The organism is Burkholderia sp. Bp8998, assembly GCF_003854235.1.
Taxonomy (GTDB): Bacteria; Pseudomonadota; Gammaproteobacteria; order Burkholderiales; family Burkholderiaceae; genus Burkholderia.
The window spans coordinates 42,003-53,717 of record NZ_QTQF01000027.1 but is presented as its reverse complement, the minus strand read 5'-3'; the positions used below and the strand labels follow the sequence as shown (position 1 = coordinate 53,717).

Below are 11,715 nucleotides of genomic sequence, written 5' to 3'. Positions count from 1 at the left end.
TCTGCTCCGTTCAGTTCGTCGAGCCGGACGCGAGCGCCTTGAGCACCTTGTCGGTGATGTCGATGCGCGGGCTGACGTACACCGCTTCCTGCACGATCAGGTCGTAATTCTGCTGCTCGGCGATCTGCTTGATGACCTTGTTCGCTCGCTCCAGCACCGCTGCGAGCTCCTCGTTGCGGCGCTGGTTCAGGTCTTCGCGAAACTCGCGCTGCTTGCGCTGGAAGTCGGTATCGAGCTGCGCGAGATCGCGCTGCTTCTGCGCGCGATCGGCCGCCGACAGCGACGCACCGTTCTTGTCCAGCGAGTCGGACATCGACTTCAGGCGCGCCGCGAGATCCTGCAGATCCTTGTCGCGCTTCGCGAACTCGGCTTCGAGCTTCGTCTGCGCCACCTTGGCGGGCGCCGACTCGCGCAGGATCCGATCCGAATTGACCGCCGCGATGCGGGCGACGTCCTGAGCGTGTGCCGCCGCCGCGCCCAAGGCCAGCGCAACGGTCAGCGCACACATCACTCGTTTCGAAAACTTACCGGTTAGCAAAATTACCCTCTCGTTGCTGTTGTCATGCGTTCGATCAGAACGCCGTCCCGATCTGGAACTGGAATTTCTGGTACTGGTCGCCTTCGTGCTTCTGCAGCGGGAAGCCAAGGCTCAGCTTCAGCGGGCCGATCGGCGAGATCCACGCGAGACCCACACCGTAGCCGTAACGCAGGCCGTTCGCGCCGGTACTCGTGCCGCCCGGCGCGTTGCCCCACACGTTACCGCCGTCGAGGAACGTGAACACGCGCAGCGTGCGATCGTAGCCGGTGCCCGGCAGCGGGAACGTCAGCTCGATGTTGCCGACCAGCATCTTCGAACCGCCGATCGGGTCGTTCGTCTTCGTGTCGCGCGGGCCCAGCGAGCTCGGCTCGTAGCCACGCACGGAGCCGATACCGCCCGCGTAGTAGTTCTTGAAGATCGGATACGGGTTGCCGATACCGTTACCGTAGCCGCCTTGCAGGTTCATGCCAAGGATGAAGCCGCGCGAGAACGAATAGTAGTACTGCGCCTGCAGGTCGGCCTTGTAGTACTGGATCTTGCCGACCGGCACGCCGTATTCGACGTTCGCCTGCGTGAAGTAGCCGCGGCTCGGGATCAGCGCGCTGTCACGCGCGTCGCGCGACCACGCGACGGTCAGCGGCACCGTGTTCGACACGCGGCCGAACTCGTTCACGTAATCCTGGTAGCTCTGCGGCGTGTTCGAGTCGACGTCGAGACGGTTCTGCTCGAAGCCCGCGCCGAAGTAAACGGTGTCGACTTCCGAGAACGGAATGCCGAACTTCAGGTTGCCGCCGGCGCTGATGATCCGGAAGCTCGAGCTCGTCGAATAGTAGAGCGGCTGGTACGTGCGGTAGTAGACGTCCGTGATCCGCTTGATGCCGTCGACCGTGAAATACGGGTCGACCTGCGTGACGGTCAGCGTGCGGTAGCTCTTCGCGGTGTTGACGTTCACCGACAGGCTCGTGCCCGAGCCGAACACGTTGTCCTGCGACACGCCGGCCGACAGCACCACCTTGTCCGTCGACGAGAAGCCCGCGCCCAGCGTGATCGCGCCGGTCGGCTTTTCGTCGACCTTCACGTTCACGTCGACCTGGTCGTTCGTGCCTTCGACCGGCACCGTCGTCACGTCGACGTTGGTGAAGTAGCCGAGGCGGTTCACGCGGTCCTTCGACAGCGCGAGGCGGTTCGAATCGAACCACGAGCTTTCGAGCTGGCGCATTTCGCGGCGCACGACCTCGTCGCGCGTCCGCGTGTTGCCGACCACGTTGATGCGGCGCACGTACACGCGGCGGCTCGGATCGACGACGAGGTTCAGGTTCACCTTGCGGTTCGCCTGGTCGATGTCCGGCTGCGCGTTGACGGTCGCGAATGCATAGCCGTATTCGCCGAGCTTGTCGACGATCGACTTCGTCGTCTGCTGCAACTTTTCGGCCGAGAAGCGATCGCCCGGCTTGATCTTGATCAGCTTGTTCAGCTCGGCTTCGCGATCGAGCAGGTTGCCCGACAGCTTGATGCCCGACACCGTGTACGGCTCGCCTTCGTGCAGCGTGACCGTCAGGTACATGTCCTTCTTGTCCGGCGAGATCGACACCTGGGTCGATTCGATGTTGAACTCGAGGTAGCCGCGGTTCAGGTAGTACGAGCGCACGGCCTCGAGGTCGCCCGTCAGCTTTTCCTTCGAGTACAGGTCATTCTTCGTGTACCAGGAGAACCAGTTCGGCGTCGACAGCTGCATCTCGTCGCGCAGCGTGCTGGTGCTGAACGCCTTGTTGCCGATGAAGTTGATCTGGCGGATCTTCGCGCTCGGACCTTCGGCGACCGCAAACAGGATCGACACGCGATTCGCGTCGACCGGCGTGATCGTCGTCTTGACCTCGGCCGCATAGAAGCCGCGCGTCAGGTACTGGCGCTTGAGCTCCTGCTCCGCCTTGTCGACGAGCGCCTTGTCGTAGTAGCGGCCGTCGGCCAGACCCACCGCGCGCAGCGCCTTCGTCAGGTTGTCCTTGTCGAATTCCTTCGTGCCGGTGAAGTCGATCGACGCGATGGCCGGACGCTCCTGCACCTGCACGATCACGACGTTGCCCTGGGTGGCGATGCGCACATCGTTGAAGAAGCCCGTCGCGTACAGCGCGCGGATTGCTTCGGATGCCTTGTCGTCGGTGAAGGTATCGCCCTGCTTGATCGGCAGGTAGGCGAACACCGACCCCGCTTCGACGCGCTGCAACCCCTCGATCTTGATGTCTTGCACCACGAACGGTGCCGCTGCATGCGCCGCGAGGCCGTGCGCGGCGAGCGCGGCCGCTGCAACTGTCTTAGGTACAAAGCGATGAGGTTTGAACAACGTGCATCCCCAATATTTAGCTGCATCAAATCAGGCGGCGGCCGACCGGCCGCCGCCTGACGCTTCAGAAATGGATTAACCGAGCCAGGTCGTTGAACAGCGCGATCGCCGACAACGCGACGATGCAGATCAACCCGGCTCTTTGCAGAATCAGCTGCCAGCGCTCCGATACGGCTTTCCCGGTCGCGGCTTCAACCAGATAATATAACAGATGCCCCCCGTCCAAAACGGGAATCGGCAGCAAGTTCAGCACCCCGAGGCTAATGCTGACAAGGGCGAGGAACGACAGGAAGGCCGACGGACCGAGCCGCGCGCTCTTGCCCGCGTAGTCGGCAATCGTCACCGGGCCGGACAGATTCTTCAGCGACGCATCGCCCGTGATCATCCGCCCGAACATCCTCAGCGAATAAACGGCGATGTCCCACGTGCGGCGCGCGCCGAGCTGCAGGCTCTCGATCGGCCCGTAGCGCACATCGACCGACGGTGTGTGCATCGACAACGCCGCGCCGATGCGGCCGACCTGCTGCCCCGTTTCATCGTCGCGCTGCGCCTGCGGCACGATCGATACCATCCGGGTGGCGCCGCCGCGCTCGACCTGCAGCTGGACCGCCTGGCCCGCATGGTGCTTCACCGCATCGATGAAGCGCGATGCGCCGCCGATGGGCTTGCCGTCGAGCGCGAGCAGCTTGTCGCCGGCCTTCAGGCCCGCCTGCTCGGCCGCGCTGCCGGGCTGCACCGACGCGACCGACAGCGTGCCGCCGCCGGTCTCGAAGCCCAGGTGCATCATGAAATCGTCGTCGAGCTCGCTTTCGGGAACATTGCGCAGGTCGACGCGGAAGTCGAACGTCGACGCGCCGCCGTCGCGCGCGCCGAGCACGACCTCGCGATGATCGAACGCGGCGGCCAGCAGCTTCCAGCGCAGGTCCGACCACGAGCGCACCGGCACGGCATCGCCGCCCTGCGCGTTGCGGATCGAGACGATCGTCTCGCTGCCGTCGAAGCCCGCGCGGGCCGCCAACGTGCCGGCGGCCGGCGGCGCGAGCACAGCGGCCTGCTCGGTCACGCCGGTTGCGAATACGGCGGAAAAGAGGACGATTGCCAACAGGAAGTTCGCGATCGGGCCGGCCGCGACGATCGCGATGCGCTTGAACACCGATTGCCGGTTGAACGCCTGGTCGAGTTCCTCGGGCTTGACGCCCGGCCCCGGCTCGCGCTCGTCGAGCATCTTCACGTAGCCGCCGAGCGGCAGCACGGAGAGCGTCCACTCGGTGCCGGTCCTGCGGCTGACCCAGCGTGCGACGGGCTGGCCGAAGCCGATCGAGAAACGCAGCACCTTCACGCCGCACCAGCGCGCGACACGATAATGTCCGTACTCATGCACGACGACCAGCACCCCGATCGCCACCGCAAACGCGATCAGTTCGACCAGCACGTTCATGAGCACCTCATTCAGACTGTGCGCTCCACGCGTGGCGCAGGCGCTTTCGCAATGATCTCGGCGGCGAGGCGGCGTGCCTCGGCATCCGCCGCCAGGACGTCGTCGAGCCCGTTCGGGTTGCGGTTCGGCAGTGCGTTGAGCACCGCATCGACCGTCGCCGCGATCGCCATGAAGCCGATCCGGCGCTCGAGAAACGCTTCGACCGCGATTTCGTTCGCCGCGTTCAACGCGGCGCTCGCGATACCGCCCTCTTCAAGCGCCTTCAGCGCGAGCGCGAGACACGGGAAGCGCGTGTAGTCGGGTTTCTCGAACGACAGCTGCGCGATCTGCGCGAGATCGAGCTGGTCGACACCCGCGTCGACGCGCTCCGGAAACGCCAGCGCATGCGCGATCGGCGTGCGCATGTCGGGGTTGCCGAGCTGCGCGAGCACCGAGCCGTCGCGGTACGACACGAGCGAATGGATCACGCTCTGCGGGTGGATCAGCACGTCGATCCGGTCGCCGGCCAGGCCGAAGATCCAGTGCGCCTCGATCACCTCGAGGCCCTTGTTCATCATCGTCGCGGAATCGACGGAAATCTTGCGGCCCATCACCCAGTTCGGGTGCTTGCACGCCTCGTCCGGCGTCACGTCGACGAGCGTGGCCGGCTCGCGCGTGCGGAACGGGCCGCCCGACGCGGTCAGGATGATCTTCGAGATCCCGCCGTGCTCGTTCTCGTCGCGCGGCATGCACTGGAAGATCGCGTTGTGTTCGCTGTCGACCGGCAGCAGGATCGCGCCATGGTCGCGCACGGCGTCCATGAAGATCGCGCCCGACATCACGAGCGATTCCTTGTTCGCGAGCAGGATGCGCTTGCCGGCGCGCGCGGCCGCGAGGCTCGGCGCGAGACCGGCCGCGCCGACGATCGCCGCGACGACCGTATCGCAGCCGTCGCTCTTCGACACGTCGACGAGCGCCTGCGGCCCGTACAGTACCGTGGTCTTGCTGCCCGCCGCGCGCAGTTTCGCCTCGACGTGCGCCGCCGTGTCCGCATCGCCGACCACCGCGACTTCGGGTGCGAAGCGCAGGCACTGCTCGACGAGCTTGTCGCCGTTGCGGTGCGCGGTCAACGCGTAGACCGAGAAACGCTCGGGATGGCGGGCGACCACGTCGAGCGTGCTGTCTCCGATCGAGCCCGTGGAACCGAGCAGTGTCAGACGTTTTTGCATAACAGAAATAGTGGTTTAACCAAGCAGCAGCATTGCGAGCGGCAGCACCGGCAGCAGCGCGTCGACGCGGTCGAGCACGCCGCCGTGACCGGGCAGCAGGCCGCTCGAATCCTTCACGCCCGCCTGACGCTTGAGCAGCGACTCGAACAGGTCGCCGATCACGCTGTACGCGACCAGCAGTGTCAGCGCGGCCCACGCGCCGGGCATCCCGTAGCGCGTCGCGAATGCGGAAAACAGGGTCGGCTCGAACCAGTGCGCGGCCATCGCGACACCCGCGACGACCATCACGGCGAGCCAGCCGCCGATCGCGCCTTCCCAGCTCTTCCCGGGACTGATCGTAATAGCGAGTTTACGCTTTCCGAAGGCCTTGCCCGCGAAATATGCACCGATATCGGCCAGCCAGACGACCAGAAGCAGCGACAGCACGAACGGAACGCCCTGCGCACGCGCCGCGACGACCGCATGCCAGCAGGCCGCGAACACCACCAGCCCGGCCGCGAGCAGGAACGGCCGCCATACGCCGCCTGCGAGTTCCGGCTTGCGCCGCAACGAGAACGGACCGACCAGCAGCCAGAACACGCCGGCCGCCATGAAAAGGGGACGGGATGAAGCGGCATCGACGCCGAGCGGCGCGGTCGCCGCGAGCGCCAGCGCCGCGACGATCGCATAGACCACGGAACCGGTCGCGCCGAGCTTCAGCAGGCGCGCCCATTCCCACGCGGCGAATACGAGCACGACGCCGATCAGCGCGCCGAACGCGGCGAGCGGCGCGAACAGCGTCACCGGCAGCAATACTGCCAGCATCACGACCGCCGTGATCACACGGGTCTTCAGCATGAAAGGGAATCGGCGTTCTGCGAGTGCGGTTCGAGCTGCGCGCTGGTGCGCCCGAAACGGCGCTCGCGCTCGGTATACGACGCGATCGCGTCGGCCAGCGCCGCGCCGTCGAAATCCGGCCAGTATTTGTCGGTGAAATAGAATTCGGCGTACGCGAGCTGCCACAGCAGGAAGTTGCTGACGCGCTGCTCGCCGCCGGTGCGGATGAAGAGATCGGGCTCCGGCGCATAGGCCATCGCCAGGTGCGGCGCGAACGCGTCTTCGGTCACGTCGACCTCGCGGCCCTCGCGCACGGCCTGCTCGACGAGCTTCTTCGTCGCCTGCAGGATGTCCCAGCGGCCGCCGTAGTTCGCGGCAATCGTCAGGGTCAGACGGGTGTTGCGCGCCGTCTTGGTTTCGGCGCGGCGGATCAGTTCGCGGATGCGCGGCTCGAAGCGCTCGAGATCGCCCACCACCCGCAGGCGGATCCCGTTCGCATGCAGCTTGCCGATCTCGCGCTCGAGCGCAGTGATGAACAGTCGCATCAGGAACGACACTTCGTCGTTCGGGCGGCGCCAGTTTTCCGAACTGAACGCGAACAGCGTCAGGTATTCGACGCCGGCGCGCGCGCAGCCTTCGACCACCGCCCGCACGGCGTCCACGCCGCGGGTGTGCCCCGCGACGCGCGGCAAGCGGCGTTCGGTCGCCCAACGGCCGTTGCCGTCCATGATGATCGCGATATGACGCGGCACGGCGCCGACGTCAGGCACGCGAACAGTTGAGCTGGTATAGGTCATGGCCGTTGAGACAGTAATGCGGGAAGAAGGCGGCGCGCGAGGACGGTCGTCAGACCGTCATGATCTCGGCTTCCTTGCTCTGCACGAGCTTGTCGACTTCGGTAACGTGCTTGTCGGTCAGCTTCTGCACGTCGTCGCTCGCACGGCGCTCGTCGTCTTCCGAGATTTCCTTGTCCTTCACGAGCTTCTTGAGCGCTTCGTTCGCGTCGCGGCGCAGGTTGCGGATCGCGACCTTGGCCGTTTCGCCTTCGCTCTTGACCACCTTGGTCAGCTCGCGGCGGCGCTCTTCCGTCAGCGCCGGCATCGGCACGCGGATCAGGTCGCCGGCCGTCGCCGGGTTCAGGCCGAGATCGGCTTCGCGGATCGCCTTCTCGACCTTCGCGACCATGTTCTTTTCCCACGGCTGCACGCCGATCGTGCGTGCGTCGACGAGCGTCAGGTTCGCAACCTGCGAGATCGGCACCATCGAACCGTAGTAGTCGACCTGCACGTGATCGAGCAGACCGGTATGCGCACGGCCGGTACGGATCTTCGCCAGATCGTTCTTGAACGCTTCGATCGAGCGCTGCATCTTCTGCTCTACGCCCTTCTTGACATCAGCGACACTCATTTCAACCTCCAAACCTTCCAACCTTCAAAGAACGCGGGCCCCGCCCGGCGCGCGACGCGCCGCGGCCGGCAACCCACGCCGCTTGCCCGCATCCGCGGGAGTTTACACGTGGACGAGCGTACCTTCGTCCTCGCCCAGCACGATACGCTTGAGCGCGCCCGGCTTGTTGATCGAAAACACGCGGATCGGCAGCTTCTGGTCGCGGCACAGCGCGAAGGCCGTCGCGTCCATCACCTGCAGATTGCGGCTGATCGCCTCGTCGAAGCTGATCGTCGTGTAGCGCGTGGCCGACGGATCCTTCTTCGGATCGGCAGAATATACGCCATCGACCTTGGTCGCCTTCAGTACGACCTCGGCGCCCACTTCCGAACCGCGCAGCGCGGCGGCCGTGTCCGTCGTGAAGAACGGGTTGCCCGTGCCGGCCGCGAAGATCACGACCTTGCCTTCCTCGAGCTGGCGGATCGCGCGGGGCCGGATGTACGGCTCGACGACCTGATCCATGCGCAGCGCGGACTGCACGCGCGCGACGATGCCGGCGTGGCGCATCGCATCCTGCAGCGCCAGCGCGTTCATCATCGTCGCCAGCATCCCCATGTAGTCGGCCGTCGCGCGGTCCATGCCCGCCGCACCGCCCGCGACACCGCGGAAAATGTTACCGCCGCCGATCACGACCGCGAGCTGCGTGCCGAGACCCACGACTTCGGCGATATCCGCCACCATCCGCTCGATCGTCGCGCGATTGATGCCGAAGGCATCGTCGCCCATCAGCGCTTCGCCGGAGAGTTTGAGGAGGACGCGTTTATAGGCATTGGACATAGGGGCTTCCGAGCGACGAGAGGATGACAACCACGAACTGTAGGGGCGAAATACTGATTCGGGCAAGCGCCGACGGTCGGACCGGGGTTCCCGGCCGGCCGGCGGCGCCGCCGGCCGCGGCGGAGCGGACGCCCGCCGCGGATACTGCCTGACTGCTTACTGCTGCTTTGCTGCTGCGACTTGCGCGGCCACTTCGGCGGCGAAGTCGTCCTGACGCTTCTCGATGCCTTCGCCGACGACGAACAGCGCGAACTTCTGCACTGCCGAATCCGCCGCCTTCAGCATCTGCTCGATCGTCTGCTTGTCGTTCTTCACGAACGTCTGGTTCAGCAGCGACACTTCCTTCAGGTACTTCTGGACGCTGCCGTCGACCATCTTCGCGACGATTTCAGCCGGCTTGCCCGATTCGGCAGCCTTCTGCTCGGCCACGCGGCGTTCCGTCTCGATCAGTTCCGCCGGCACGTCGGCCGACGACAGCGCGACCGGCTTCATCGCGGCGATGTGCATCGCGACGTCCTTGCCGACCTGCTCTTCAGCACCCGTGTACTCGACGATCACGCCGATACGCGCGCCGTGCAGGTACGTCGCGATCTTGTTCGCGGTTTCGAAACGGACGAAACGGCGGATCGACACGTTCTCGCCGATCTTGCCGATCAGGGCCAGACGGACTGCGTCGACGGTCGAGCCTTCGAGCGGCAGTGCCGACAGCGCTGCCACGTCGGCCGGGTTTTGCGTCGCGACGAGTTCTGCAACCGTCTTCGAGAATGCGAGGAAGTCGTCGTTCTTCGCGACGAAGTCGGTTTCGCAGTTCAGTTCGACCAGCGCGCCTGCGTTGCCGCCGACGAACGATGCAACGACGCCTTCGGCCGTCACGCGCGATGCCGCCTTGCTTGCCTTGTTGCCGAGCTTGACGCGCAGCAGCTCTTCAGCCTTGGCCAGGTCGCCGTCGGCTTCCGTCAGCGCCTTCTTGCACTCCATCATCGGTGCGTCGGTCTTTGCGCGCAGTTCTGCCACCATGCTTGCGGTAATTGCCGCCATCATTCGCTCCTTGAGTCTGTATTCACAACGCCGCCCGCTTGGACGCGAACGGCCGAAAATCGTTTCCGGACCCGCACCGATTCGGCGCGATCAGGTCCGGCGCACAAGCTTAAAAAAAGGGGGCCTGTTGAGAGCCCCCTTTTTGCGCCGGCTCGGGGCCAGTTACGCGTTTTCCTCGACGTACTCGTCGTCGCCACGCGCTGCCTGGACCACTTCGTTGACCGCGTTCGCACGGCCTTCCAGGATCGCGTCGGCCACGCCTTCAGCGTACAGCGCGACTGCCTTGCTCGAGTCGTCGTTACCCGGGATCACGTAGTCCACACCTTCCGGCGAGTGGTTCGTGTCGACCACGGCGATGACCGGCACGCCCAGCTTGTTCGCTTCCGTGACGGCAATCTTGTGGTAGCCGACGTCGACGACGAAGATTGCGTCCGGAATACCGCCCATGTCCTTCACGCCGCCGATCGACTTCTGCAGCTTGGCGATTTCGCGTTCGAACAGCAGCGCTTCCTTCTTGCTCATCTTCTCGAGCTCACCTGCCTCGACTGCCGCCTCCATGTCCTTCAGGCGCTTGATCGATACCTTCAGCGTCTTGAAGTTGGTCATCATGCCGCCGAGCCAGCGTGCGTTGACGTACGGCATGCCCGCACGTTGCGCTTCCTGGGCGATCGTGTCACGCGACTGGCGCTTCGTGCCGACGAACAGGATCGTGCCGCGGTTCGCTGCCAGCTGGCGCACGTACTTCTGTGCGTCCGTGAACATCGGCAGCGTCTTTTCGAGGTTGATGATGTGAATCTTGTTGCGGTGACCGAAAATGAACGGAGCCATCTTCGGGTTCCAGAAGCGCGTCTGGTGACCGAAGTGGACACCCGCTTCCAGCATTTGGCGCATCGTGACTGCCATGTAAATTCTCCACGAGGGTTGGGTCTTAAGCCGGCTGCCGTACCGCCGCGCGAACCTGCCCCGAAGGGCGCGAATTCCGCGCGGCCGGCACCCTGGTTGCGCCGGCTTGCGATTCGGCACGTGCGAAAATGCCCGTGCCGCAAGCCTTTCATCGCCATACCGCCCCATACCACCCCACAACGGGGCATGTTCGGCATTTGGATGTCGACTTAGCCAAAGAGTATAGCACGCCGATTTGTCGGCTCTCAAGTCGCCTGCCACTTTCGCTTGCCGCGCGGCAGTCGGCCGGACAATCCGCGAAAACCCGCATCGGCACCGCCGGCAGGGGCTGCGAGGCCCGCCATAAGGTGCGATAATCCGTCAATTCACCGCATTCCAGGCATACCTCGATGGCTATTACGCTCAAAAACGAACACGACATCGCCGAGATGCGCGTCGCCTGCCGTCTCGCGAGCGAAGTGCTCGACTTCATCACGCCGCACGTCGTCGCGGGCGTCACGACCGCCGAACTCGACCGGCTCTGTCACGAATTCATGCTCAACGAGCAGGGCACGATCCCCGCGCCGCTGAATTATCAGCCGCCCGGCTATCCGCCGTACCCGAAGGCCACCTGCATCTCGGTCAACGATGTGATCTGCCACGGCATTCCGGGCGAGAAGGTGATCAAGAACGGCGACGCGCTGAACATCGACATCACCGTGATCAAGAACGGCTACTTCGGCGACACCAGCCGGATGTTCATCGTCGGCGAGGGCTCGATTCTCGCGAAGCGTCTGGTGCAGACCACCTACGAGTGCATGTGGCTCGGCATCGACCAGGTCAAGCCCGGCGCGCACCTCGGCGACATCGGCTACGCGATCCAGAAGCACGCCGAGGCGCAGGGCTACAGCGTCGTGCGCGAATATTGCGGCCACGGCATCGGCACGGTGTTCCACGAGGATCCGCAGGTCGTCCACTACGGCCGCCCGGGCACCGGCATCGAGCTGAAGGCCGGGATGATCTTCACGATCGAGCCGATGATCAACGCCGGCAAGCGCGACATCCGCACGATGCCCGACCAGTGGACGGTCAAGACGCGCGACCGCAGCCTGTCCGCGCAGTGGGAGCACACGGTGCTCGTCACGGAAACGGGCTACGAGGTGCTGACGGTGTCCGCCGGCACGCCGGCGCGCCCGGTGTTCGCGCAACCGGCCGCCGCGGTCTGAGCGCC

General features: G+C 65.1%; 11 protein-coding genes. 1 reads left to right on the top strand and 10 read right to left on the bottom strand.

Features of this window, described 5'->3' with window-relative positions:
- Positions 1–10: 10 nt before the first annotated feature.
- From DIE06_RS24780 to rpsB, 10 genes are all read right to left on the bottom strand, one after another.
- Complete coding sequence (locus tag DIE06_RS24780; RefSeq protein ID WP_185733470.1) at positions 11–508, bottom strand: OmpH family outer membrane protein; 498 nt, start codon at positions 506–508, stop codon at positions 11–13.
- 64 nt (positions 509–572) lie between these two features.
- Positions 573–2,879, bottom strand: coding sequence for an outer membrane protein assembly factor BamA (gene bamA, locus DIE06_RS24775; protein WP_124663640.1), 2,307 nt, complete (start codon positions 2,877–2,879; stop codon positions 573–575).
- A 64-nt stretch (positions 2,880–2,943) separates the two neighbouring features.
- The gene (rseP, locus tag DIE06_RS24770) at positions 2,944–4,317 is read right to left on the bottom strand and encodes an RIP metalloprotease RseP (RefSeq protein WP_124663639.1); all 1,374 of its coding nucleotides are present in this window, start codon (positions 4,315–4,317) and stop codon (positions 2,944–2,946) included.
- Positions 4,318–4,328: 11 nt separating this feature from the next.
- Positions 4,329–5,525 carry a 1-deoxy-D-xylulose-5-phosphate reductoisomerase gene (locus tag DIE06_RS24765; protein ID WP_124612221.1) on the bottom strand — a complete coding sequence of 399 codons (1,197 nt, stop codon included), beginning with the start codon at positions 5,523–5,525 and terminating at the stop codon, positions 4,329–4,331.
- Positions 5,526–5,540: 15 nt separating this feature from the next.
- On the bottom strand, positions 5,541–6,362 hold the full coding sequence (locus DIE06_RS24760) for a phosphatidate cytidylyltransferase (protein WP_124663638.1): 822 nt from the start codon (positions 6,360–6,362) through the stop codon (positions 5,541–5,543).
- On the bottom strand, positions 6,356–7,138 hold the full coding sequence (gene uppS / locus DIE06_RS24755; RefSeq protein ID WP_124612219.1) for a polyprenyl diphosphate synthase: 783 nt from the start codon (positions 7,136–7,138) through the stop codon (positions 6,356–6,358). The genes DIE06_RS24760 and uppS overlap by 7 nt, the downstream gene beginning before the upstream one ends.
- A gap of 49 nt (positions 7,139–7,187) precedes the next feature.
- Entirely contained in the window at positions 7,188–7,748 is a 561-nt protein-coding gene (gene frr, locus DIE06_RS24750; RefSeq protein ID WP_124612218.1) for a ribosome recycling factor, read from the bottom strand.
- Positions 7,749–7,850: 102 nt separating this feature from the next.
- On the bottom strand, positions 7,851–8,564 hold the full coding sequence (pyrH, locus tag DIE06_RS24745) for a UMP kinase (RefSeq protein ID WP_011885142.1): 714 nt from the start codon (positions 8,562–8,564) through the stop codon (positions 7,851–7,853).
- 156 nt (positions 8,565–8,720) lie between these two features.
- Positions 8,721–9,602: a translation elongation factor Ts gene (tsf, locus tag DIE06_RS24740; RefSeq protein WP_034184758.1), complete on the bottom strand. Its 882-nt coding sequence runs from the start codon at positions 9,600–9,602 to the stop codon at positions 8,721–8,723.
- A gap of 162 nt (positions 9,603–9,764) precedes the next feature.
- The gene (gene rpsB, locus DIE06_RS24735) at positions 9,765–10,505 is read right to left on the bottom strand and encodes a 30S ribosomal protein S2 (protein ID WP_006483818.1); all 741 of its coding nucleotides are present in this window, start codon (positions 10,503–10,505) and stop codon (positions 9,765–9,767) included.
- Positions 10,506–10,894: 389 nt separating this feature from the next.
- Here rpsB and map point away from each other — a divergent pair, with 389 nt between their 5' ends.
- A complete protein-coding gene (map, locus tag DIE06_RS24730; RefSeq protein WP_012328760.1) occupies positions 10,895–11,710 on the top strand; it encodes a type I methionyl aminopeptidase in 816 nt (271 codons plus the stop codon).
- The last annotated feature ends 5 nt before the right edge of the window (positions 11,711–11,715 follow it).

Coding starts and splice junctions, on each gene's coding strand:
- frr (WP_124612218.1), bottom strand. CDS start 7,748: ATGAGTGTCGCTGATGTCAAGAAGGGCGTAGAGCAGAAGATGCAGCGC.
- pyrH (WP_011885142.1), bottom strand. CDS start 8,564: ATGTCCAATGCCTATAAACGCGTCCTCCTCAAACTCTCCGGCGAAGCG.
- DIE06_RS24765 (WP_124612221.1), bottom strand. CDS start 5,525: ATGCAAAAACGTCTGACACTGCTCGGTTCCACGGGCTCGATCGGAGAC.
- map (WP_012328760.1), top strand. CDS start 10,895: ATGGCTATTACGCTCAAAAACGAACACGACATCGCCGAGATGCGCGTC.
- DIE06_RS24760 (WP_124663638.1), bottom strand. CDS start 6,362: ATGCTGAAGACCCGTGTGATCACGGCGGTCGTGATGCTGGCAGTATTG.
- rseP (WP_124663639.1), bottom strand. CDS start 4,317: ATGAACGTGCTGGTCGAACTGATCGCGTTTGCGGTGGCGATCGGGGTG.
- rpsB (WP_006483818.1), bottom strand. CDS start 10,505: ATGGCAGTCACGATGCGCCAAATGCTGGAAGCGGGTGTCCACTTCGGT.
- uppS (WP_124612219.1), bottom strand. CDS start 7,138: ATGACCTATACCAGCTCAACTGTTCGCGTGCCTGACGTCGGCGCCGTG.
- tsf (WP_034184758.1), bottom strand. CDS start 9,602: ATGGCGGCAATTACCGCAAGCATGGTGGCAGAACTGCGCGCAAAGACC.
- DIE06_RS24780 (WP_185733470.1), bottom strand. CDS start 508: ATGTGTGCGCTGACCGTTGCGCTGGCCTTGGGCGCGGCGGCGGCACAC.